Source organism: Pseudomonas sp. RL_5y_Pfl2_73 (assembly GCF_963970515.1).
Taxonomy (GTDB): domain Bacteria; phylum Pseudomonadota; class Gammaproteobacteria; order Pseudomonadales; family Pseudomonadaceae; genus Aquipseudomonas.
The window spans coordinates 26,864-52,854 of the sequence record NZ_CAXAPD010000001.1; the positions used below are offsets into that span (position 1 = coordinate 26,864).

14 protein-coding genes are annotated in these 25,991 nt (G+C 55.7%); 6 read left to right on the forward strand and 8 right to left on the reverse strand.

All coding sequences use genetic code 11. The features are described from left to right. Positions 1 to 14 precede the first annotated feature (14 nt). Positions 15 to 497, forward strand: coding sequence for a hypothetical protein (locus AACY42_RS00130; RefSeq protein WP_339475080.1), 483 nt, complete (start codon positions 15 to 17; stop codon positions 495 to 497). 144 nt (positions 498 to 641) lie between these two features. Beyond that, complete coding sequence (locus AACY42_RS00135) at positions 642 to 1,913, forward strand: OmpP1/FadL family transporter (protein ID WP_339475083.1); 1,272 nt, start codon at positions 642 to 644, stop codon at positions 1,911 to 1,913. An 89-nt stretch (positions 1,914 to 2,002) separates the two neighbouring features. Here AACY42_RS00135 and AACY42_RS00140 read toward each other — a convergent pair whose 3' ends face one another. The 3 genes from AACY42_RS00140 to AACY42_RS00150 all read right to left on the reverse strand — a co-directional run bounded on the left by AACY42_RS00140 (position 2,003) and on the right by AACY42_RS00150 (position 4,401). After that, entirely contained in the window at positions 2,003 to 2,554 is a 552-nt protein-coding gene (locus AACY42_RS00140; RefSeq protein WP_339475085.1) for a glutathione peroxidase, read from the reverse strand. Between the two features lie 181 nt (positions 2,555 to 2,735). Further along, entirely contained in the window at positions 2,736 to 3,944 is a 1,209-nt protein-coding gene (locus AACY42_RS00145) for an MFS transporter (protein ID WP_339475087.1), read from the reverse strand. 52 nt (positions 3,945 to 3,996) lie between these two features. Then, positions 3,997 to 4,401 (reverse strand): MarR family winged helix-turn-helix transcriptional regulator, encoded by a 405-nt coding sequence (locus tag AACY42_RS00150; protein ID WP_339475090.1) that lies wholly within the window; start codon positions 4,399 to 4,401, stop codon positions 3,997 to 3,999. A 369-nt stretch (positions 4,402 to 4,770) separates the two neighbouring features. Here AACY42_RS00150 and AACY42_RS00155 point away from each other — a divergent pair, with 369 nt between their 5' ends. Next, the gene (locus AACY42_RS00155) at positions 4,771 to 5,046 is read left to right on the forward strand and encodes a helix-turn-helix transcriptional regulator (protein WP_339475091.1); all 276 of its coding nucleotides are present in this window, start codon (positions 4,771 to 4,773) and stop codon (positions 5,044 to 5,046) included. 58 nt (positions 5,047 to 5,104) lie between these two features. Then, on the forward strand, positions 5,105 to 5,839 hold the full coding sequence (locus tag AACY42_RS00160) for a response regulator transcription factor (protein WP_339475093.1): 735 nt from the start codon (positions 5,105 to 5,107) through the stop codon (positions 5,837 to 5,839). On the opposite strand, the gene AACY42_RS00165 is transcribed toward AACY42_RS00160, so the two are convergent. The 5 genes from AACY42_RS00165 to AACY42_RS00185 form a co-directional block, all read right to left on the reverse strand. After that, positions 5,832 to 10,568 carry an RHS repeat-associated core domain-containing protein gene (locus AACY42_RS00165; protein ID WP_339475095.1) on the reverse strand — a complete coding sequence of 1,579 codons (4,737 nt, stop codon included), beginning with the start codon at positions 10,566 to 10,568 and terminating at the stop codon, positions 5,832 to 5,834. The two genes, AACY42_RS00160 and AACY42_RS00165, sit on opposite strands and share 8 nt — an antisense overlap. 108 nt (positions 10,569 to 10,676) lie before the next feature. Then, positions 10,677 to 13,499, reverse strand: coding sequence for a hypothetical protein (locus tag AACY42_RS00170; RefSeq protein ID WP_339475097.1), 2,823 nt, complete (start codon positions 13,497 to 13,499; stop codon positions 10,677 to 10,679). Then, a complete protein-coding gene (locus AACY42_RS00175) occupies positions 13,489 to 16,005 on the reverse strand; it encodes a hypothetical protein (RefSeq protein ID WP_339475099.1) in 2,517 nt (838 codons plus the stop codon). The genes AACY42_RS00170 and AACY42_RS00175 overlap by 11 nt, the downstream gene beginning before the upstream one ends. Positions 16,006 to 16,024: 19 nt before the next feature. Beyond that, on the reverse strand, positions 16,025 to 18,481 hold the full coding sequence (locus AACY42_RS00180; RefSeq protein ID WP_339475101.1) for a hypothetical protein: 2,457 nt from the start codon (positions 18,479 to 18,481) through the stop codon (positions 16,025 to 16,027). Positions 18,482 to 18,492: 11 nt separating this feature from the next. After that, entirely contained in the window at positions 18,493 to 20,304 is a 1,812-nt protein-coding gene (locus AACY42_RS00185; RefSeq protein WP_339475102.1) for a hypothetical protein, read from the reverse strand. Between the two features lie 197 nt (positions 20,305 to 20,501). On the opposite strand from AACY42_RS00185, the gene AACY42_RS00190 reads away from it, so the two are divergent. Continuing rightward, the gene (locus tag AACY42_RS00190) at positions 20,502 to 20,960 is read left to right on the forward strand and encodes a hypothetical protein (RefSeq protein WP_339475104.1); all 459 of its coding nucleotides are present in this window, start codon (positions 20,502 to 20,504) and stop codon (positions 20,958 to 20,960) included. Positions 20,961 to 20,987: 27 nt separating this feature from the next. Continuing rightward, positions 20,988 to 25,955: an RHS repeat domain-containing protein gene (locus tag AACY42_RS00195; protein WP_339475107.1), complete on the forward strand. Its 4,968-nt coding sequence runs from the start codon at positions 20,988 to 20,990 to the stop codon at positions 25,953 to 25,955. Positions 25,956 to 25,991: the final 36 nt, after the last annotated feature.

Sequence of the window (25,991 nt, forward strand, 5' to 3'; positions counted from 1 at the left end):
ACTTCGAGGGTTTTATGGGTATCGCTGCCAGCGAACTGTGTCGATATGTGATCCGCCCGACGCTCCTCTACCTTGAGCGTCATAGCGCAACCGCGGAATCCTTGTTGCTGGGCATTGCCGCCAGCCAGTCCGCCCTCGGTTCGGCCCTGCATGATCGCCGCGGGCACGGCCTGTATCGCATTACCGAACCCCGACACCAGGCACTCTGGGATCATTACCTGGCGCTGGACCCGGAGCGTGCCAGCCTGGTACGCGGCCTGGCCAGCCAGCACGCCTTTCTCAGCGGCCCGCACCTGGAGTTGACCGTCAACCTGCGCTACGCCACCGCCATTGCCTGGCTGCTGGTGGAGGAACGGAACACCCCGCTTCCCGAAGCCGATGACCTGCTGGGCATGGCCCGCATCTGGCGACAGACCTTTCACCCCCAAGGACGCCTGCGAGATTTCACCTGTGCCTGGCGAAGCTACGTCTCGCCACTGAACCAAGTCGCTTGCTGACGGGAAATTTGGAAACTTCCTACAATGGTCGCGAATTTGGTCTGATTGTCCTACAAAAGCACTCTAAATCAAGCGATAAAGGCTATAGCGCTTGGCCGAAAATGTTGGTAATTTTCGCCCCGGTGATCACCAGGAGTTCTAACAATGAAAAAAATGATGCTCAAAACCACCCTTGGCCTTGCCGTTACCTTGGCATCCACTCAACTTTTCGCCAGTGGCTTTGCCTTGAACGAACAAAGCATCAGTGGCATGGGCACTGGTTTCGCAGGTCGTTCTTCCGCTGCCGATGACGCCAGCACCGTGTTTGGCAACCCTGCCGGCATGTCGCGCCTCAAGCGCCAGCAAGTCACCGGTGGCTTCGCCGCCATCGATGCCTCCACCGATATCGACGATGCCAGCGGCACCCAGTCCGGCACCAACAAGGGCGACATGGTCCCGCTTACCGGCGTTCCGATGGGTTATTACGTCAAGCCTATCGATGATCAGTGGGCGTTCGGCCTGGGTGTCTACGCACCGTTCGGCTTGATCACCGATTACGAAAATGGCTTCCAGGGCCGGAGCTTCGGCAGCAAGAGCGAAGTGAAAGTCGTCACGTTCCAGCCAACCGTCAGCTATGCCTTCAACGACAAGGTATCGATCGGTTTCGGCCCAACCATCAACCGTATTTCCGGCTCCCTGGAATCGAAACTGGGCGTACCAGGCCTGCCCGAGGCGGGCGTGGAGATCAAGGGTGACGACATTGGCTACGGCTACAACATTGGCGTGCTGGTCCAGGCAACCGACACCACTCGTGTCGGCCTGACCTACCATTCCAAGGTCAAGTACAAGCTTGAAGGCCACACTGAAGTGAGCCCGGGCGCCGGCACACCGGCCTTCCTGCTCAGCAATGGTCGCTACGACGCTTCGCTGGACATCACCACGCCTGAATCGGTGGACTTTTCGGTCACCCAGCAAATCAATGATGCCTGGACCGTCTACGCCGGCAGCACCTGGACTCGCTGGAGCCGCCTGAAAGAAATTACCGTAAACAACGACGTAACGAGTGGTGGTGCCCTGAACCCGCCCCTCTTCGGTACCATCACCGAAGAGCAAAACTGGCACGACACCTGGGCCTACGCCATCGGTACTTCCTACCAGTTGAACAAGCAGTGGGTACTGCGTACCGGCCTGACCTTCGACCAGTCGCCGACCAACAACCAGGACCGCTCGCCACGCATTCCGACCGGCGACCGGACCATCTTCAGCCTCGGTGCCGGCTGGAGCCCGACAGAAGACCTGACCATCGACGTGGCTTATTCCTACCTCAAGGAAGAAAAAGTCAAAGTCGGCGGCAGCAATGCGCTCGGCCAATCCTACAACGCTGAATACGAAAACAGCGCCAACGGTTTCGGCGTCGGTGCAACCTACCGCTTCTGATGTTTCACGGCGAACCTGAACCACTCGCCACCTGAAGCGAAAAAAGCCCCGCACTCTGCAAAGAGGCGGGGCTTTTTCGTGGTCTGCAATCAGGGCTTGGAAGCAATGGCCGCTTCTACCGCCTTGATGAAATCAGGATCGTCAGGCTTGATCCGACTGGAAAAACTGCCAACGACTTTACCCTGGCGGTCCACCACGTACTTGTAGAAATTCCACTTCGGCGCGGCGGATTGTTCAGCCAGGTGTTTGAACAGCGGTATCGCATCCGCACCACGCACCGGCTGTGGTTCGGTCATGGTGAAGGTCACGCCGTAATTGACGTAGCAGACCTTGGCGGTTTCAGCACCATCCTTGGACTCCTGCTTGAAGTCATTGGACGGCACACCCAGCACTTGCAAGCCTTGGCCCTTGTAGCGCTGGTTGAGCGCCTCAAGACCTTTGAACTGCGGGGCGAACCCACAGAAGCTGGCAGTGTTGACCACCACCAGTGGCTTGCCGGCGAAGCGCTGGCACAGATCGATGGTTTCCTTGACCCGCAGCTTGGGCAACGAACCCTCCAGCAACAACGGGCAATCGGCGGCCCAGACTTGCCCAGTCACAGCCAGCAACAGGGCGGGAACAGCAAACCAGCGCATCAACATGTCGTTTTTCCTTAAAAGCACGTCAGACCAAGACGTTACTCGCAGCGTCCGATGCCGTCCATTGCTCAACACGCCCCCATGCCCAGTTGCATCAATGCCAAACCGCCCTGATGCCAACCCCACCAGGCTAACGCCAGCAGCAGGCTGGCACCGACAGCGATCAACCACGGGCCGACGCGACTCATGTCGCACCGACCTGCACTTGCAGGCGCGCTACCGGCCGTTCACGCACCGGCCAGTTCAACGCCGCCGCCAACAGGCTGAGCAGGATCGACACCTGCCAGATCAAGTCGTAGCTGCCGGTGCGGTCGTACACCACCCCGCCCAACCAACCACCGAGGAACGAACCCAACTGGTGGAACAGGAACACGATCCCACCCAACATCGACAGATTTCGTACACCAAACAGGGTCGCTACCGTGCCATTGGTCAACGGCACCGTCGACAGCCACAGCAAGCCCATCGCCATGCCGAACAAGTACGCCGTCGTGGTCGTCACCGGCAGCCACAGGAACAGACCGATCACCACCGCCCGCGCCAGGTACAACCCGGTCAACAGGCGCGGCTTGGACATGCGCCCACCCAGCCAGCCGGCGGTGTAAGTGCCGAAAATATTGAACAAACCGACCAGGGCCAGCACCGTCGTGCCGACGCTGGCGGGCAGGTGCTGGTCCACCAGGTACGCCGGCAAATGCACACCGATGAACACCACCTGGAAACCGCAGACAAAAAAGCCCACCGCCAGCAGCCAGAACCCGGAATGGCTGCACGCTTCGCGCAAGGCTTCGCCCAGGGTTTGTTCATGGCCGGCAACTGGCAACGGTGCGTCCTTGAGCATGCTCACCAGCGGCACGATCAACGCCACCAGCAGCCCCAGGGCCAACAGCGCCGCCGACCAACCAAGCCAGCCGATCAGCCCCAGCGTACCCGGCAACATGGCGAACTGGCCGAAAGAACCGGCAGCACTGGCGATGCCCATGCCCATGCTGCGCTTTTCCGGCGGCACGGCCCGTCCAACCACGCCCAGGATCACCGAGAACGACGTGCCCGACAGACCGATACCAATCAAAAGGCCCGCACTCAATGACAGCGACCATGGCGAGTCGGCCATGCCCATGAACACCAAGCCGACCGCATAGAGAACACCGCCGATCAACACCACCTTTGCCGCACCGAAGCGGTCGGCCAGCGCACCGGTGAACGGCTGCGCCAGGCCCCAGATCAGGTTCTGCAAGGCAATGGCAAAGGCGAACACCTCGCGGCCCCAGCCGAACTCGCTACTCATGGGCGCCAGGAACAGGCCGAAGCCATGCCGCACGCCCAGGGACAACGCCAGGATCAGCGCACTGCCCACCAGGACCCAACCACAGGTACGCCACATCGATGTCATGCTTGTTCTCCAGTCGCGGGTATATACCCACTTATCATCGAACGAACCGGCTTCACGCCAGTTCATCCAGCAAGGCCAGCAAGGTCGCGCGCTTTTCCGCGCCCAGCTTATCGATCAGTTTCTGCTGCGCCGCTTCCCAGGCCGGCAACGCTGCCGCCAGCCGGGCCTGCCCCGTTTCAGTGAGCACGACAATGCGGTTACGCAGGTCGTCACCCTCGGCCAGCGCCACCAGCCCTTCGCCTTCCAGCACCCGCAGGTTACGCCCCAGGGTGCTGCGGTCCAGGCCCATGGCCTCGGCCAGGGAAGAAATACTCGGCTGGTCCAGGCGCGCCAGGTTGTTCAGCAAAGAATACTGGGCGACATTGATCCCGAAGCCGTCGAGGGCGCCGTCGTAATACCTGCTGACGCCACGGGCGGCACGACGCAGGTTGATGCACAGACATTGGGAAGGAAGCATGGTGCGTGTATATACCCGGGGTTGGCGGAATGCAAATTTAAATGGAGGATACATTCGCGTCATAGCCCACCCCAGCCTCACGGCCTCCTGGTTTTTGGCCCATCAGGACAAGCGGTACCACCCTCCGAATGGGAAAAAATCCCACAATATCAAACGCTTTGGCTGACAGCCTTTTCGATCATTCCTCATTAGAGTCCACCACCTGTAATGTCTGACAGGTTTCAGCTGATTTGAATCAAGCTATAAACGGAACCGTGCGTCCAGCCCTGCCTCTGGGCTTGAAGACGGGTCGTGTGAACCATGCCATCAAGAAGTAGGAAGATTCCGCCGCCCCCACGCCATCACTGATGATGAATGGGAGTTTCAATCATGTACCACAGCACCGCGATTTCTGGACACTCGTCGCCATATCAAGGCCATTTCCCCTCTACGGAGAGCAACCAACCCCAAGCGATTCGACTCACCAAACGTGAAAAGGAATTCCTGCAATGGAGCGAGGCTGGCAAATCTTCCTGGGAGATTTCCATGATCGTCGATTGCAGCGAAGCCAACGTCAATTATCACTTCAACAATATCCGCCGAAAATTCGGCGTCAGTTCGCGTCATCTCGCGGGGAAAATCGCGCGCGAACGCGGCTTGATCTGAGCGCTCCGCTGGCCTCTGTGCAGCGGTCGGGAGGTGCTTGGACCCTGTAGAGGCAGCAATGAATCTGAACCACACGCCTGGACACCGCGATATTCATGGCCTCCGCACCTGTGACGATACGCGAGTGTCGCACAGGCGTCCTTCGGATAACCCCATACGCATCATCCTTGCCGACGATCACCCCGTTGTGCTGACGGGCATCGAAATGGTCCTGGCGGGGGCTGGGTTTTCAGTGGTTGCCAAGGCTCGCAACGCCGATGAGCTGCTCCAGCACTTAGAGCGCACCCCCTGCGACCTGGTCATCAGCGACTATTCGATGCCGGATGGGCAGTTCCCGGACGGCCTGGCCCTGATGGGTTATTTAAAACGCCACTACCGCGCCTGTCCCCTGATCGTGATCACCATGCTGCGCAATCCGTCCGTGTTGCAGGCCTTGCTCAATGCCGGCGTGAACGGCTTGTTCGATAAACGCAGTCCTTTGACGGAACTGAGACAGGCCATTCTCGGTGTCACCCAAGGGCGGCGGTATACATGCCCGGCGTTCCTCGATCTTCTACAAGGGCAATCCTTGGCCACCACCGGCTCGGACGTCAGCGGGGTGAGCCTTTCCGAGCGGGAGTTGGAGGTGGTGAGGTTGTTTGTGCGCGGGATGTCGGGCAGGCAGATTGCGGCCCAGCTCAATCGCAGTGAAAAAACCATCAGCCGACAAAAACGCACCGCCATGGACAAGTTGGGACTTGGCCATGACGGTGGGTTGGTGGAGTTTGCTCGGGTGAGTGGGTTATCTAGATGAGTTCACCACCTAGCTCAATTATTTCTGCCTGCCATTTCAGTCGTTTGTCGATTCTTACTTGCGAATATTCATGGCGTTGATGGTAATCATTATAAAGTTTCGTCTGTAACTCTTTTATTCGCCGCTGAGCGCGAGGAGAGATCGAGGGCGTTGGTGGAGCTTGTTTGGGTGCGGCTTTCTGATCTGGCTCTAATCGCACTCGCACTCGCACTCGATTAGATGGTCGCGTCGCCCTTCGCCCCGATTTATTGATACCCTGTAGATGAGTTATTTCGCTACGCGCGGGCGGAGGAGCGGCATTGATCTCGGTAACCAGTTCTACGACTTCCTCATATAGGGGGTTTATTTTTTTTACATTCGTTGCATCCGGCATAACACTTCTCAACCCAGGATCATCAAAGACCACATCTGCTCTCTTAGCAACTGAAGACTTTGATTTAAATCTAAAAAGCTTTCTTAGAGAACTTAAAACACCATGCCCCGTCGGATCCGTAAAACCAATCGGATCCCCCAGGCAATACGCATACGCATTCACCCCCCCCTCCCCAAACGGACTCCAACTGTCCGGGCTATGAAACCTCATCAAGCGCGGATTAAACGCCCGATAACCATTACCCAGCAAATACCATCCCGTCTCATCCCTGACCTCCCCGTTGTAGCCCGGACGAGAAGCAACCGACTGTGCCGCATCGCGATAGCCATAGGCGCTGTAGGCGATTTCACTCACCTCTCCCCCGTCAACCTCTCTCAGCACACTGCCGCTGTAGTCACCCGCCAGCAGTAAAGACTTTGGGCGCGCACCTTCCTGGCGCTCCGCAAGCGTCACGCCGTCAGCCGACACATAAGTCCGGCTCTGCGTAGCGCCAACCGAATTAACCGGGGTGCCATTGCGGTAAAACTGTTGCTCCCGGTCGCCATCGCTGCCGCTGGCCGACAATTGATCGCCGCCGTCATAGCCATAGAATCGACCGCCGTCGGAACCAGGCCCACTCACCTCAACCAAACGGGACAGCAAGTCATAGGACAAGGTCCGCCCTTCCTCGTCCTTGATCAGGTTGCCGTTGGCATCGTACTCAAGTTCGATATCCGGGTAGTCGGCATGGGAGTTGGTGACGCGCGTCAGTTGGGCCGGGTCCTGGTTGTTGTATTCGAAACGCGCGATATTGCTTTCGGTGGCCTGGCCCTTGATGAACGTCGTGCGCACCTCCTCGTGATTATCCAGCGCATCGAAGAAGAACAGCTGCCGCGTCATCGGGTAGCCAAAAGGGTCCACTGGCGCCTGTGGTCCTTCACAGCGGTATTCTTCGAGTCGCCCACGAAGCTCGTAGCGATAGGTCTCGTTACGAAGCAAAGTGTCGCCCTGATTCGCACCTTCACTCAATTCGCGCTGTTCGATCTGGTCCAGGCTATTCCAGCTCTGTTTCAACCATGACGTGCTGCCATTGAGATTGAACGTGCGCAGCGTTTCCCGTCCCAGCGCATCGTACTCGATGTCGATAACCACGCTGTCGCTCGCACCGTCTACCGTCGCGATACGCTCCGTCAGTCCCTGGGCGTTATAGGTGAAGTCACTCCTGATATAACTTTCGCAGCCCTCGACGCCCAGTTGGGTATAGTTCAACCGGCCATTGGTCTGATCGTATTCAAACAACTGAACCTGCCCCGTCACGTCATGGTAACGAATCAGCCGCCCGAGCCGACTATGGACATAAACCATCTCATACGGATCCGCGACATTCGCCACCGTGCGTACTTCAGACTTTATCTCGCCCTGCACGTCATAAGTCCGTGCCAGTTCGATATCGATCTCCGATGAACTGGTGAGCCTTGCATTCTGAGGGTCGTACTCATAAATGGCCTTGATCGGCGTCGGTACTTCTTTCAAACGGCCGATGGTTGCTTCCCCCGCGACAGCGTTGCGGGTGAGCGGCTCATCCGTCAGTTCATAGGCATATTCATAATGAATCACATCGCCGCTGGGCTGGATGACGCGATTGGCCTTGCTGTAGGTGGTGTCGTATTCATGCTGGGTGACTCGCCCTCCGGTCGTTGACTGAGTAAGGCGTTCCAGGCTGTCGAAGGCCTGTGTGCCCATCGCTGTTGCGCCCACCTTGATTAACGTCGGCAAATCGCTGCGACTGTGGCCTGCGTATTCACGAACCACCTTATCCCTTGTCGGTAATGTGGTTTCCAGCATGCGATCGAACACATCGTAGGTGTAGGACGTCTCATAGCCAGCTGCATTTGTCTCTTTTACCGTGCGGCCCAGACCGTCATAGAGATAGCTATGCAGGCTGATGGAGCTTTCCATAAGATCGAAACGCTGGACGCTCACCGGTTTCTCAAGGCGGTTATTGGTGGTGACGGTCTTGCCCATGCCTTCCGTCCATTGCGTGGTGGTAAAGGCGATAGGATCTTCCACGGTGTGTTGCGTGACACCGGCCGGGTCGGTGCTGCTGGATTGTTGCCCCCAGTCATCGAACGCGTAGGTGGTTGTCAATGAAAGGGGCTGGCGTTCCAACCAGTCGATTTCCTGCTCTTGGGTCAATTGGCCCAACGCGTTATAGGTCGCCCGATAGATATCTCGATAGGTGCCATTGGAAAAGTCGGCATCTTGTTGCTCCTCCCGGATCGCTCTGTTCAAGCCATCGAACCAGGTACGGGTCTTGACCTGCTTGACGTTTTCAACCTCCTGGAAGGCCTGTCCGGCTGCGGTTCCATTGTCTGTAGGACGGACGAGCCTGTAGGTATAGGTTCGCGTCGCAGCGTAGTCGGGATCGTCGGGCGCGACAGTTTCCGTCAATACCCGCATCAGGGCGTCATAGGTGTTGCGAATCTTGATGTCCTTGTCCTGGGTCAACAAGGGTTCGCCGTTGAGCAGCGAGCGCTCGGCGCTGACAAGCTTGACCAGGCCGTCATGACCGGTAAAGGTCTCGGTCGTTTCGAACACCGTTTCGCCAAGAAGCACTTCCGTGGCCTGGCCGGTTTTATTGCTCGCAGCTTTTTCCTCGTCCGTCTTGATGCGGTACGCGGAGCCTGTTGTAGAGACGTAATTACGCTCTTTACCGATCACCGTGACTGTCTTCAGTTTCTCCAGCCCGTGCCCCAACGGATCATCGATCGTGTTGAAGTACTCAAGATCCGTGCTCTCCAACGACACTTCGGTCTGGCCGACCAATTGATGCAAGCTTTCCTCGGACATGACCACCCAAGGTTTGTTGATGTCACTGCCGTGCAGCGCCGGTAGTTCGACATAGCTGTACCGCGTCCGCAAGGTCGGCGCCCCCGCTTGCAAGTCAGGCACCAGCTCCGGATCCGCCGTCGGCGTGACCGTGGTGTGCTCGACATGCCTGACAAACCCATAGGGGTCCTCTGGGCATTTGCCGACGACGCCGCCGGCTGGATAGTAGGACGTCGCTTCCGTAACACCACTGGGCTGAACGCTCAAGGTCTGGTTGCCATGGATGTCATATTCGCTTCTTTCGACGTCTATACGCCATTCACGCGCATCGTCCGTCAATTCCCAGCGGGTAATCGCCTCTTTCGGCAACTGACACTGGCGTGGCTGGGCATCGAAAGACAAGGTATCGTCATCGTCCGCGTAGTAACGGGTCGTTTGTGTCTGTTGATGCGTGCCCTGCAAGGTCGTTTCCGAAACCAGCAAGTGGAAGCGGTTGAAGCGGCGTGTCACGCTGCGCACCTCGTCGTTCCCGACCATCAGTTTTTCAGTGGACTCATACTCGTAGCGATCGAGGACTTTATACAGGTTGTCCAGGCCATCGTTCTCCACATGGGCCACATTCGGATAGCCGAGGAAATTATGCCCATCGGCGCCATAGGTGTACTTCACCGTGATGGGTCTCTGATCACCGCCAGGGTCGGTAATATGATCGGTCACCCTGGGCAACTTACGTTGCGGGTTGTCTTTATCAGGAAAACCATGGCCTCCATCGTTGTACTGAACGGTTTCATGGGCACCCAGGGGCGTCCAGACCTCGCTGATGCAGTCGAGATTTTTTTCCAGGTGGTATTCAAAGCGCCAACCGGCATTTTCCGTGGTTGGTAGGGTGATCCTGTCGACACGACCGCTCTTCATGCTCAAGACAACCGCGGCCAATGGCGTACCATTGACGGGCGTAAAACCCAGCGTGACGGCTTGGGTAATAAGATTGCGGGTGATCTGGAACAGCAGCCCATGCCTGTCGCGAATGGCGCTGAGCATCGGCGCATCACCGACCGTTACGTATTCCAAGGTAATTTCGTGCCCTTGCGCAGAATACATTTTTACCGGTACGGCCACCTGCGGGCTGGGTCCCTTGAGTGCCAGCACTTCGACAAGCCCCGATTTATGAACGATCTTGAACTGGTCGCCAGGCAGTTGGTAAAACTGAAAATCCTCGATCTTTTGCTCTTTCATTTTCATACGATTGGCAACACCTTCGTATGGCCCGGTAACTTTGAACGTTTGCCCCAAATACACCGAAACAACTTGATTGCTTGGGGTGTACTGGCTTAGCGCAAGGTTCCAGCCCTTGCCAAAGCCGGTATCACGAGTATTCAACGGATTGTAATTGAGCACCAACGGCACAGACGGGCCCCGCAGATTATTACTGAAAAGTTCCGGCAACGATAACGACACGGTATAAAAACCGGTTCGTGGATCTACCCCCGTCTGGATGAAACTCAAAAAATTAAAGGCATTGGAATGCACAGCGGTGGATACAGTCATGGTCAACCTCACGAACTAGTCATGCGAATAAATACCGGCAATACGACCGACACCGCACTGCATATACCGAAATGCAATGCGTAGTTCCTGGCGGGCCTACCCGACGACCTATACCTTTTCCTCAGGCCCGATGAAGTCCACATATAACCGATTGCGGTCCGCACTAGGAAAACCAATAGCGATTTTGTGGTGATTACCTTCGTCATCGGTTAAATAAACCTTTAACTTCGCAGACCTTAGCGGATGCAACTTGACCCGCCGATCCTGCCGAATACCATCAGAATGCTCTAGGCGAAACAAACCAACCCTGAACTTACCTGCGGCCAGGGAATGCCCGGGCTCCATGTCGTTTTTGACTGGCAGACCAAGATTTTCGACCAATAGCGAATCGTAGTGCATGACACTCGCTTCATTCGGTTTTTTCGGATCGCCATAACCATAGCCGGTGTAACTGAACATGGTTTCGTTGGGGGCCGGGCTCTCCCATTGCACGATAGATTGAAACCCTCGTACTTCGGCCGTCAGGAAATCGACACCGACTTGATTTTCACGCAGATAAGTCAATGCCCAGTAGTCCGTTGTCTTCAAAAACCAGTCGAAGTCATGATCACTGTCCGGATCGCTCCCTCCGCCGCCCGCCACACGCTGACGCGTCAATTTATAGTTATCGATGTTAGGGGATGGCGCGGGAACAGGCTTAAGAAGAATGATTCCATTCTCATCCCCTGGGTAAACGTCCGAGCTCCAGGGATTTCCCAGTTCGTCATCAAATACCGCGTAAAACTGGGTCGGTTGAGCGGCGCGAGTCTGCATGAAAAGATCGATTCTGTTGGGTAACGCTGCAGGCTCATCGGTTCGCGGCGGTGTTGCGCTGGAACTCGAGCTCGGAAAGGGCTTGAAACGGTTGCCAATCCTCGTTTGCGCCCATTCTTTATCATTGCCCGGCGCATCCTCTGCAATGCCTTCCTGCAGAGCCGGCAGCTCGGGGACGTATTGGTTTGAACGGACATAGACCATCTTCAACGAATCTTCTTCGTCCGGGGTCAGCCGGGCGCCATTAGTTTCAATGCTTATCTGGAGCGGTATTTGTTGAAAGCCATTGGCGAACGCTTGATCCGAACGCAATGTATCCAAATCAAAACGCGTAAGGGCCGACCAACCAGGCTCCTCGATATGGGCGGCCAGTTTTATGGTGCTGTAGCCCGCAAACAAGAGTCCGAAATCTGGATGAGAGATCTCACACCTAACGATATCGTAGGGTCGATGAGGTGTCGTCGGGGCGGTATAGGTGCCATCGTCGCTGACCGTCCCCTCTCCAATCACTTGCCAAGTGCGCGTAAAAGTGTCTGGAGCACCCGACATTTCCGTTAACGTCACGCTCGCAGAGCGCCCCACTCTCGCGCTAAACCGCGGCTCTATATCCAGCGTGGGCGCAACCCGCGTCAGCACCACCGAAGCCTCAACCGTCTCACCGGTGTCATCCTCGACGGTAATGGTGTCGACAACGGTGAACTCGGGCAACGCCAGCAACTGGGCGGCCGATGGAGGTGTATAAGTGGCGGTATGACCCGACACGGAGAGCGTTCCATACAGGGGTTCTTTCCAGGTCAGTGTCGCCCCCCTCAGCGCTGTCGCGACGAAGGTCACGGTACTTGTTGTCTGCCCCTCTATGCGTGACACGACCCCTGGGGAAATAGTCATCGATCGGGTAGAGACCAGCAACAAGGCCTGAACCTCGTGCTCGATTTGCGTCTGAGGATCTATGTAGGAGGCCGTAACGATATTGCGCACCAGATCCCGGCCTAGCTCGGCAGCGGAAACGGGCTGGTAAAAACCGGTGGTCGCATTGATCGTACCCGCCGACGTATTCGAATTAAGGCTCCTGACGCTCCATGTAACGCTTTTCGCGGTGCCGTTAAGATAAGCCTTGTATTCAAACGGCACGCTACCGGCCTTCATGACATGAACCCCGGGCTCGATGGTCAACGACGTCCTGGAGGGATCCAGACTGCCGAATATCACCAAGTCCTTGGGAACATGACGGGAATGCTCCACGAACACGTTTTTTTCGCCGGGAAACAGCAGGCTCTGGATAAGCGCCAGTTTGTCATCGTCGGATCTCGAGACGTACTCTTCGGCCAGCACCATGGTTGCCGAATAGTCACCGTCATCGGGAATCAGATACGGAAAGGTCAGAGGCGGAATTTCTCCTCCGTATTCGCTCCCCCTGAGCTTTATCATGACGACCACGGCGCCATCGGCCGCGTTTTTCGCTCCCGCCACTTCCGCCCCGGGTGCCCGCTGGGTCAGCACAATAAAATTCGTCGGGGTCAAATCACTGCGCCCTTTGAGGTCGAGAATACCTAGCACATAAACCTGCCGTTCAGGTGGCAGTGCCTTGAAACGCTCATCGAAGTACGCGCCAATTTTGGTCTGGCTTGTCGCCGGCCCCGCGAGATTGCAAGAGAATCGGGCCCCTTTGGACAAGTCCAGTGTCACCCTGCCCAGGCGGTCGACCACGCCCACCACCAACGAAAGATCCAGCTCTACGGTCAGTGTATAGCCATGAGCCTCGGTAATATCGAATTCGTACAACAAGCCACGGCTTCTTTCATGAACACTAAAGTTCCCGCCCAAAATACTTAACGTCAACTTTGCTCGGGAAGTGTCTAGCCGTGCGGGCTCGAACGACAGTAAGGGTTTACCCAGCATGACTTGCGTCATCACGCCATATTCGGTGCCTGAGTCATTAAGGTCCATCCTGCCGGAAAATACCGGCAAATAGCTGGCGCCATCGTACTTTTCCAACCATTGTTGCTGGAGTACCCTATTAAGCCGCTCACGATTGAAAGCACACACGGCGCCCCAGCCACGGGTAATCGAGCCTGCTTTCATTTTTTCAACGATATCGGCAAGAGAATTACTGGTCATTTTGATTGTCCTCGACAAGTGACGCGACGTTGTCCAAAAGCTCCTTGGCCTTTTCACGGGCAGTGGAGTCCAGATAGAGCTCTTCCAGTTTTCCAGCGGCGTCGCTCAATAGGTTTTTTAGCTCATCGATAGCAGACGTTTGCGGGTCTTCCTGTTGAGGTTTCGGCGGCAAGGGAGCGAGCGGTAACGGCTGAATAGAAAATCCGTCGTCGTCAATTGCATAGTCAGGCACATGCTGCCGAGCCTTTATTAAAACAAACTGACTATTGGTTGTTTCACTCGCGGTGAAGATCCCCGTAATAGAATCAATTGATCCCGCATCTTCAGGCATACAGGACCATGACAGTCCCGCTGTAATAGGCGTGCCGTTCCTTTTGGCAATTAATTTAGCCTGTTTTGGTGGAAGCCCCTGGTATTCCAGTGTTACAGACAGCACTTGTGAGAAGTGCTTGACCACCATAAAAGATTTCTGTTGTTGGCCAGTCGTTGTGTTTTCCACAACTACTTCGTCTATGGTGAACGTGGGGGCTCCAGGCATTTTTGTCAGCGGGGCGCGGTAAGTATTTTCCCCGTACTCATTGGCTGTCGGGTCGATACTGCCATCACCGATGACGCTCCACGTCAAGACACCGCTCATGCTATGAGCGCTAAGCTGACGGGTCTGTGTTTCTTCATTTACCTTGGAAGCGTTACAGATCTCGATCAGAGGATTGAGTGTAATAGCCCTGGCCACTACCGTGACTAAAGCCCTGCTGATATGAGGATCATTGCCGGGTCCGGTCGCAGTTACTTTGACCCGTTTGTAAGTTCCTTCGATCTCGGTCAACGAAGGCGCCGTATAAACACCTGTCGTTTCATTGATTCGCCCGGCACCCACTGTACTACCGTCAAGATCCTCGACACTCCACTTGACCCCCCCTACTGTCGGCGGCACCGTCTTGAATGTGTGGTTCTGGTCGTAAGTCAGCATGATTTCCATGGGGTCGATGGCAAACGTAGTCAAACGAGGATTGATAGAACCGAAAATAGCCATTTCTCCGGTGAGGTGCAGGGACTTGAGTTCTACGGCATCTTCGCTGTTGAAAAAAAGCGTGTTCAGGACGAATATATCGATCGCATCGAGACCGTTAAACAAGGTCATGGCCGCGTTGGAAATATTATCACCCACTAAACTCCGGAACACAGGCAACGTCATATATGTCTGAACATCAGAAGGCAAACTTGACAAATTACCGACTTCGATAGGTGCCTGATATTCGGCAACTTCGACCTTAAGCCGACGCGAAGCCTCATCAAGCGAAAACTGAAAATTTCCGTTCAACCCAACGCCCATCATAATCGTTGACGACAGATCATCTACGGTACATGTCATTTCCCGCATAAATCCTTTGCCACCCATACCCACTCTGAAATAGGGTGAACCGTCCAAGGTATAAAAAAGCGTCATGGTGAGCAGATTATTCGCATCTATGTAAATCGGTATTTTATATCCGGAGAAACGTACCTTCCTATTGCCCACCGTCGCTTCAAATGACGGTATCGCTAAATCCCCAGTGGTTCCGGCCTTGACTTTAATTTTATAGACGAAACTTTGGTTATTGGTCTCACTGTCAAACTGAGCCGTCGACGCATTGAATGCTCTCGCCGTCCCCTTGCCAATAATACCGTGCATAAAAAAACGAGTGCCGAATATCATCAACGCATCGAAATCGGGTCGGTCACTTGGGATGGGGTACGCCCAGTCTTCGCCTGGCATCCCGCCCTCTAACTCATCATCCATCCTAATACGCATTTCAACGGCACCATTGCCGAAGTTTGCCGCCCCACGTGCAGCCGCCCCCTCCTCCATAATGGTACGCAGCTTGAACGACTGGGGTTTCATGAAGTCTTGAGTCGTCGGCGCCAAAGTACCCAAGGTAAACGTACGCCGTTCCTCATCAGCTTCTCTGAACTTACGTTTGAAGAAAGCCCCGGCCATCCGTCGTTGATGCTCGATCCGATCGCCTTTCACCTCCCAGATATAGCGCTGGGAACGAGCATCGCCCAAGTCCAGCACCACCTCCCCATCCCTAGTGACATTACCCTGAATATCCTTGAGCAGAACCCGGTCAGCGCTCAACTCTGGATGGTCCAACGGGTCGAAGGAGCTGATCCTATTGACCTGAGCAAACCCGGCCACGTCATCCATCTTAATATTTTTACCCCCCATAATGGCCATCTTCATATTGACTTCGGCGGAGTTAGGGTCCGGATTATTGTCAAAACTCAAGCGTGGCGCATCGGTGACATAATCGATCAACCAACTCCAATCGGTCTCTCCCGACGCGTAAGCTTCATTAATAGGGGGCATTACCGAGTGTTTATCGTGCTTTTCAATGTACTCCTGCAACAGTAACTGGTTGCATTTGCCTTTATCATAAGCCACCAGCGCACTCCATTCACTCGTACGAGGCCTGAGCGCGGCCCATTGCAGATATTCGGCGAGCGTTTTTTTCGGTGCGGACATGGTATTTATCCTCGTATCGTTAAATGACAGGATTGCCGCTGTACCCACCGGATGAGCTGGCAAGTGCGTTGGCACATGGTATGCGGGGGCAAACGGTACGACCGTTTACTGTGTTTTCGTTGAAAGTTTCCGGGGCAGGTTTAATAGGGAACGGCACGAGCGGTAACGGCTGGAGAGAAAATCCGTCGTCGTCAACTTCATAGTCAGGCGCATACTGCCGAGCCTTTATTAAAACAAACTGACTTTTGGTTGTTTCTCTCGCGGTGAAGACCCCAGTAATAGAATCAATTGATCCAGCATCTTCAGGCATACAGAACCATGTCAGTCCCTGTGAAATAGGCGAGCCGTTCCTTTTGGCAATTAATTTTGCCTGATTTGCTGGAAGCCCCTGATAATCCAGTGTTATAGACAGCGTTTGTGAGAAGTGCTTGACCACCACAAAAGAACTCTGTTGTTGGCCAGTCGTTGTGTTTTCCACAACTACTTCGTCTAAGGTGAACGTGGGTACCCCAGGCTCTTTTTCCAGCGGGGCGCGGTAGATATTCTCCCCGTATTCATTGGCTGTCGGGTCGATACTTCCGCCACCGATGACGCTCCACCTCAAGTCACCGTCCATGCTATGGGCGCTGAACTGACGGGTCTCTGTTTTTCCATTTTCCTCGGAAGCGTTACAGATCTCGATCAGAGGATTGAGTGTAATAGCCCTGGCCACTACCGTGACCAAAGCCCTGCTGACATGGTGATTACCAGGGCCCGTCGCAACGATCTTGATTCGTTGGTAAGCCCCATTGATCTGCGATGCAGGCGCGATATAGGCGCCGGTATCTGCATTTATGTGCCCCACATTCGTCGTACTACCTTCAAGTCCCTCCACCCTCCATTTGACCTCCGGTGTTTCTGGTATTGTCTTGAAACGATAGGCTTGACCGTGGCTCAACAGGACTTCTACCGGATCGATGGCAAACGTCCCCAAGCGAACGCCGATGGAACCGAAAAAAAACATTTCCCCCGTCAGGCTAGCCATCTTGAGTTGTACGGCATTCTCGGCGTTAAAAAGAAGCGTATCGAGAATGAACGCGTCGATTGCCTCGAGCCCGTTGAATATTTGCCTAACTACAAGGCCGACGAGACTCGTTAACCCCGTATTGAACTCGCCTGAACGCATATAGGCAGCCACGTCCCATGGCAGTAGCACATTTGGATAAAAATCGACAGTCGCTTGAGCCGACTCCAAACTTACTTGCAGACGGTGCGACGCTCGATCCAGCGAAAAACGATAAGTGCCGCTGAAGCCAAGACCCATTAGACAGTGGAAGGGAATTCCATTCACGGTACATATCACCAAGCGCTTTGTATTGGCACTTCCCATCCCCACGTCCAACGATAGCGATCCATCCGCCCGTCGATCAAGGGTCATCGTGAGTCGATAATCCTGGCTGATATAAATCGGGCATTTATATTGGCTGAACGTTACTTTCTTGTCGCCAATGCCAGCTTCGAACGGTGGAATTTCCAAATACCCTTCAGTACCAGACTTAACTCCCAACCACTCGACGAAACCTTTGCGATCGGTCCTACTGTCAAATTGAGCATCGGGTGCATTGAACGCCCTGGCCGTGCCCTTACCGATGATGCTGTGCATGAAGAAGTGGGAACCGAACACTATTAACGCATCCAGATCAGGTCGATCACTCGGCAGGGGGTACACCCAATCCCCTCCCGGGTAACCGCCCTGCTGCTGGTCACCCAGGGCAATACGCATTTCTATAGCACCGTTGCCGTAGTTCACCGCGCCGCGCATAGCCGCACCCTCTTCCATAAGCGTACGCAGCCTGAAGGACCGGGGCTTCATGAAGTCTTGGGCGGTCCATGCCAACGTACCCAGGGAAAAGGTCCGCCGGACCGGCTCGGTTTCCCTGAACTTGCGCTTGAAAAACTCCCCGGCCATCCGGCGCTCAGGCGCGCGCCAATCGTCTGTGACTTCCCAGCTATAGCGCTGGGAAACCGGATCGCCCAGGTCCAGCATCACCTTGCCCGCTTGGTCAACGCTGCCCTGAACATCCTTGAGCAGTACCCGCTCAGCCTCCAAGCGCGGAAAATCCAACGGATCGAAGCAATGGATGCTATTGACCTGAGCGTAGCCAGACGTATCGTCCAGCGATATTTTCCGGCCACCCAGGATGGCCACGCTCATGTTGACTTCGGCGGCCTGCTCGTCTGGGTCGTTCTCGAAACTCAAGCGGGGTACATCAGTGACATAGTCAAGTAGCCAACTCCAGGTATGCTCGCCTGTCCAATAGGCTCCATCGATAGGTGGCATCGCTGAGTGTTCATCGTGCTTCTCGATGTATTCCTGCAACAGCAACTGATTACATTTGACCCGATCATAAGCCACCCACGCACTCCACCCGCTGGTTCGGGGTTTGAGTGCGGCCCATTGCAAATACTCTCCAAGCGTTTTCCGGATCGCGGCCATGATATTTACTCTCAATTGGCCAATGTGAAATTTGCGGGCGTGTACTCCGTATCCGCGCCTGCTTCATAAGTAATGACGACTTGCACACTGATGTTGCCGAGTTTAAAAACCTGGAAGGCTGAAGCCGCAACCCTTGCTTCTATTTTCCGATTCGTGACTTCAGCAGCACTAACAGGGTGATTGGTAAAAATGGGAACCGTCTGGGGTAAGTCATCGTTGCCTTCACCAATGATGACCGCATTGACAACTTGGCCGGCGCGCATATAAGGCCAGCCGGGCAGGGTAAACAACTCGCCCCCGGTAGCAATTTGACTAATACGTATAGTTCCATTGGTCTGTTGGGCTTGCGCTGATTGAATGGTGGGATAACGTGTCTTCTCGATCGGTAATATACGCACTGTGAAAACTTGTGACTTGACCGGCCCGGGATCGCCATCCTGCAGGACGGTGTAATACACCGGCACCGCCCTGCCCAGGTTCGCGGGAATGTGTTCCGGCGAAATGTTGTAGGTACGCCCTCCCGGGCTCACGGGCGCCAGTGCGATGTATTTACCGCTGGTGCCGTAGCCGTCCCAATACACGTTGACTTCGTCATCGGGGCCGTAGTTGGCTAGCGGGTCTATATCGATGGTCACGCCGGATGCGCTTAAGAGCAGGACATCCAATACGCCTTCACCCGGCACCGGATCGTCCAGGTCGGGGCGGGCTTTATCGACGATGACCATGGGAAGATTCAACGGTGTCCGCACATTGGCCTGGTACGGCGTGGCCGAGAGCGCCGTGCCGGCCCAGGCGTATTCATAACGCAAGTCGATTCCGGCACCCTGGCTCGCGTCGAGCCACTGCACATCGAGCATGAATTCGAAAAAACCTTTGTCCAGCGTCGATGCGTCGACACTGGCCCGCAACACGATCGGCTCTACGCTGCTGATTGACGACGAGGCATGGCAGAGCAGTTCATCACCGATGGCCATGCCCGGATAACCTTCGATGCGCAGCGGCAATCCATCGGGAAACAGCAATGGGTTGATCGTGCCACCGCTATGGCCGACGATCGTCAAGGCCGGCAACATCGCCGCGCTTGGCGCCAGGAGTTGGAAGGTTTGCCGGGTGGAGAACGTAGTTTCTTGCGCGGCACCGGCGTATTGGATGCCGTAGTACAACTCCATCGAGCCGTCTTCGACCCGCAACAGGTCGGAGCGGTTGAGAAACAGGCCAAGCGGCTTGCCCGGCTCACCCTCCCGGACAACAGTCGGATAGGCCAGGGCGGGGGTGTATTCGCTGCCGTCCGGGTAAAACCTGCGGCAATGCAGGGTAACCGTATCGCCCACCGACATCGCCTGATAGGGCACCACCCAGGGTGTAATGATCGTCTCTGCAGTTTCCAGGTCCACATGCAGGTCATGGGAATCCCGGATCTGCACCACGGGCAACGCTGCCGCGGCCCTGGGACGCCTGCCGACAAAGAAAAACAAGCGCAACGATTCGTCGCCCGCTGTTCCGCCGGGTTTGCGCACCCGATACGAGTAGAAAACGCTGCCGTTGCGAAGCTGATGCAGGACGCTGTTCTCGATCATCACCGGCATGCCGTCGGGGGTCAGCTCGTCGTCGCGCACCTCGGCCTCGTCATTGAACTTGTCGACGATATCACCGTGCTCGCCACAACCGAACCAACTGATGACGATCATGTCGGCGTCGGCTATGCCGTCGTACTTGACGAATGTTTGCAGGTCTTGCGTGCCAAGGCTGTCCAGGTCGATGGCGTTGTCCGGCCCCAACGTGGGAATGGTCGGCGCTTGGTTTGCCTGCGTCCGAATCGTCATGTTCTGGGTTCCTTATGCTTTGCTTAAAGAATTTTTTCAGCGAAGGGAAGACATCTACCAGGGTTCTGTCTTTTAGGTTTACGCCTGAACGAGCGGCTTTGGAACTATCAGAAGTGTTAGGTTTCCGGGGGGGAATTTTCTGTTAGGTTTTATGAGAGCCGCACCGTCTAAAACCTGATGTCAGAAGGATCCTTAAAATGAACACTTTCAAAAAGAGCTTTACCCTTCTTTTATTTAGTCTAATAGGTTCCCATTGCATAATCACCGCGAGCAATGCTGCAGGATACATTAAGGTTCGTGAGGCTGATGGCATCCGCGAGTGCAGTATTCCTGCAACCGTAGGTGATCATGCCGTTGACAGAAGAGGCTGTACTAACGATCAAGCGTACACCGTTAAGTTCGTCGATGTTCCTTCGGCTCTCAACATTACTTTTTTCGATGATAAAAAAAATGACTACTGCCTCGACGATGAAGGCTGGGAAATAGAGGTCCGCACGATCAAAAATCCCACCACGACAGACTATATAGATATCACAGCAATGGCCAATGTTCCCAACGACACACTCGTTGAACCTGGCATCTTGAAAATAAGATATCGTCAGGATGGACAAGTCCACGGAAAACTATCATGTGTGCGCATTGAAAATGATAAATAAACTTATATTTAAATAGCGAGTTCATCCATGGCCACCTCAACCGCCGTCCACTCCAACGCCTTCAACTTCCTCAGCTTCGTTCAATCCGGAGTCGACGCGCGCACGGGCCAATACACCGTTTCCTTATCGCTACCCGAAGTCAAAACCTGCGAACTCAGCGGCCCGGTGGTGCCCCTGACACTCAACTTCAACCCCCTCAACACGGTCAACGCCGGTTTTGGCCTGGGCTGGGAAATGGGCCTGACGCAATATGCGCCCAGTACCCAAATCATCTCGTTGCACTCAGGCGAAACATTCAAAGTCACGGGCCCCTATCCCGGTTTCGTCAATCGCCTGCGGATGAAAGAGCAGAAAATAGAAAACTTCCACTTGTTTACCCTGCCCGATAACCAATTCAAGGTCGTGCATAAATCGGGACTGGTGGAAATATTGGAACCGAAGGGGGCCAGCCCGCAGGTGGCGGTGCCGGTCAAGCTGTATTCCCCGCAGGGGCACGAGGTCACCCTCGAGTACATTTCCGTCAATGGCAAGCCCATGCTCAGTGGCATGCGCGACACTACCGGTGCAGTGCTGCGAGTCACCCGAGACACCAACGCAAATACCGTCAAGTTCGCGCTGGGCATCGTCAACGGAACCCCTTCGGCGGAGGTAATCCTGAATTTGATAAGTGATCGCGTGGACCGAATCACTCTGCCGACTACCGAAGGGGCCGGCTGGCGCTTCGTATACCGGACGGAGAGAGAGTTGAACTGCATCCGCGAAGTGTGGACGCCGTTGGGCGCCCATGAAACCGTGATGTACAACGACGAAGGCCATGGTTTTCCCGGCCGCGACACGCAGCGCAAACTACCCAGGGTGACCGACCACATCACCGACCCAGGCGGTGGCAACGCGCCCATTACCGTGAAGTACAGCTACAGCGCCGATGGCCACAACTTCCTGGGTTATGGCAGCTCGATCGACTGGGATGACGAAGGCCTGGACAACCTGTTCAAGGTCCTCGAACCCTACACCTACGGCTCCACCGAAAGCCTGATGATGGGGGGCGACACGGTGCGCAGCATCACCCGCACTTTCAACCGTTTTCACTTGCAGACCCAGGAAGTCATCGCCCAAGGCAACCATCAGAAAACCATTCGGACACGGTACTATGCCGATGACGACGACAAGCTGTCATTCGACAACCAGCCTCGCCAATGCCAGCTACCCAGGCAAACCTCGACGCTGTGGGCCCTCAGCGATGACCCGCGTTTCTGGCGCCTGGACAAGGAGATCAGCGAATACGACATCCATGGCAACCAGACGCTGCGCATCGAACCCACCGGTCTTACCGAGACCATCGCCTACTATCCCGTCGAGGGTGTCGAAGGTTTTTGCCCTCGGGACCCTTACGGCTTTGTACGGCATGTGCGGGAGAAAATGGTCACGCCGTCAAACGACCCCGAGCGCATCCCGGACCTGGAGCCCGGCGCCTCGGCCAAGCGCACCCGGTTTCGTTATGAAGCGATGCCTACCATCAGCAGCAGCCCGATCACGGCGTCCTGGTTGTCTGTGGTGGAGGAGCGCCTGTATGAATTGATCGAGGCGCCGGCTTCGTCTTCCCCTTTCGAATCTCAAGAACCAACGGAACGGCAACTTTCACGTACAGTCTTTGGCTACGTCAACGCCCCCGCCAACCCGCTGACCCACGGCCGACGGGCTCGGCAAACCATCACGATGGGCAGTGACACCGGCCCCAGCTCGGTCATCGATTACAGCTACGAGAAAAACCCCGCCAACCAATCCCTGCGCACCGAGCAACGCTTCTCGTCGAATGTCGACGATGCCTTGCGCACGGTGGTCGACGAGCGTTCGATGCTCAACGGCGAACCTTTGCTAGTCACTGAAAACGGCATTGAACACAGCTACCGCTACGACGCCCTGAACCGGGTGCTGAGCGAAACCCAGGCGCCCAATAGCGACTACCCGGCGACGCGTCGCTACAGCTACCGCCTGATTCGTCCGGCCGACGCGGGACAAAACCCGATAACCACCCAGGCCTACCAGCAGATGGAGGACGTCAAGGGAGTCAGGGTGCGCACGCACTTCGACGGGATGAGCCGGGCGGTGCGTGAAGAGATGGAAGACGTCGACCACTCCGGCGGCAGCTACCGGGACATCTACACCGCAAAATACAACGCCAAGGGCTTTTTGATCGAGGAAACGGACATCGACTGGCTGGAAACCACCGACCTTAGCTTGACCTCGTCCTACACCTACGACCTGTGGGGGCTGCAGGACAGCGTTACCCGGCCCGACGGGGTGAAGGAGTGGACCCTCAACAATCCAATTGCCTTTACCACCGAAGAATGGATCGACGGCACCGCCCGGACCCGGACCATTACCAATCGTTTCGAAAAAACCGTCAGCGTCGAACAGATCGGCGTGGACGGGCGGCGTATCAGCCTGAGCTCGTTCAATTACGATGGTCTGGGCAATTGCACCCGGGAGGTCGACGCGCTCGGGCAGGTCACGCGTCATCGCTACGATGCCTTCGCGCGGTTGCTCAACAGCACCCTGCCCGACCTGAGCACCGTCCATCACACGTACGCCGAGCACAGCCAGGCCGAACTGCACACCTCGATCGAAGTGAAGCCAGGTAATACTCACCTGCCCACTCGCCGCTTGGGCGAACAACGGTTCGATGGCCTCGATCGACTGGTGGGTGTCACGGTAGGCGCCAGAAGCGAGCAATTGATCTACGAAGCCGGCCATTTCCAACCCAGGCAACGCATTCGGCCGGCCGGCAATCCGATCAACTACCAATACAAGTTCGGCCTGAGCGAGAAACCGACCGTTGTCACCGCCCCCGACGATGAGTCAACTTTCGACGTCGACCTGCTGGATGCCCGGCTCGACAGTTCGAAGAACAGCCAGGGCGAATATCATTTTTCCTATGACGAAGCCGGTCGTTTGGTCGCCGAAAGTTGGAAGGATGGCGTCGACAACAAAACCTATACGACCCGCTACAAGACTTCGCTCAAAGGGCGTCGCCTGAGCCGCACCGACATCGGCAACCACCAGACCCTCATGGATTACGACCGACGCAACGGGCGGTTGCTCAGCCTTGAACAAGGTCAATTGCACGCGGCCTTCGACTACGACGCGATCGGTCGTGTGTACCGCACCACCAGTAAAGACAAGGCGACCAACAACACCCTGACCACCACCCTGGAATTCGACGAAGTGGGGCGCGAAACCTTGCGCACCCTGGTGCTGCTGGACGTACAAAACCAACCGATCGAAGCCGAACGCTCAATCGAATTAACCTACCTGGCCGACAGCAACGTGAAGACCCGGCACTTGCGGGTCGGCGGTGCCAGCGCCTTGCTGGAAACCTACAGCTATGACCTGCGCGGACGCCTGGAGCGCTATCGGTGTTCAGGCACGGATTTGCCCACGGACCGTTACGGCAATGCCATCGTCAGTCAATATTTCGAATTCGACGCACTGGACAACATCATCTATACGCGAACGGTTTTCAGCGATGGCAGCCTGGACATCGCGCATTTCACCTTTGCCGAAGACGATCCTTGCCAACTGCTCGGCGCCAGCCATAGCCATCCTGATTATCAACAGCTGGAAAGCCGTTTCAGCTACGACCCTGACGGCAACCTGGAGCACGACGAGAACGGTCTACGGCTGCGCTATGACAGCCAGGGGCGCCTAGTGCAAGTCATGACGCCGACGGGGCAGTCGGTGACGGCGTACCGCTATGATCCCCATGACAACTTGCAAGCCGTCCAGCCACAAGGCGACAGCCAGACCCTGCGCTTCTATCAGGGAACACGGGTTACCGACACCTTGCACGACGATCATCATATTCAATTTCTCTACCATGAGGGGCAGCCCCTGGGGCAACAAACCCCCAGCGACGACGGCCAGACCCTGTTGCTGCTGACTGACGCCAAGCGGTCGGTGATCGGCGAGAACCAGGGCAGCGACGTGCGCAGTGTGGTTTATGGAGCCTATGGCGAACGTGATGAAAACAATGGGCTGCAAAGCTTGCTGGCTTTTAACGGTGAAGCGATTGAGAGCACGGGGTGGTACTTGTTGGGTAACGGCTACCGCGCCTATAACCCGAGCCTGATGCGCTTTCACAGCCCGGACTCGATGAGCCCCTTCGGCGCCGGCGGCCTTAATTGCTATATGTATTGTGCGGGCAACCCGATTGCTTTCAGTGATCCGAGCGGGCATCGGCCGCAAAGCCTCGTTAATAGCTATGGAGTAATGGGTGCATCAATCGGGGCCTCGCTATTCATTGGTATCTTGCTTTCCATTTTCACGGCTAACGCTGGACCGCTTATAGCTGCTGTGGCTGAGGCGGTAGGCACAACAACCGCTATGGTGGTCTCCACCTTTAATACCGTGGCGAACATCGTGACCTGGGGCTCGATGGCGGCAGCCGCGGGGACGGAGGCGGCGAGGATATTCGTTCAGGATGAACAGGCGAATGATACGTTGGGGTGGATCGGGCTAGGACTTAGTCTTATTGCACTTCCGAAGTTGAAGGCGCCGAAGGTACCGGAGGTAAAGGTCCCGACATCCATTCAGAAATCCCGCCTGCCCATGCGCCGAAGATTGATTTGGGAAGACAGGTACCCAGGTCCCGAGCGCCGAGCCCAAAAAAGGCCTTACACCGGTTCTGAATACGGAGCAGAAGCAAGATACGAGGCACCTGTACCAAAACGCAGTTACCAACTTTCCGAAGAGACTGTTCTGAAGAGGGGCGCAGATAAAGTAGAGACTTATACCCACGCCGTAAGCGAGACGCCTCCTTCAAGGACTAATACAACGTCCGGAGATTCCGGCATCAGAATGCGGCTGCTAGAGGACGAAAGGAGAATGACCGAGAATGTAGTACTTGGTGGTCAACAGTACTACAAGGATCGGAGAGCGGGCGTTGCACTAGTATTAGAGGGCATTCATCGTAGTCATCCCAAGCCTGGTGCCTGAAGCCCCTGCCCCCCAAAAACAAACTCTCACAATCCC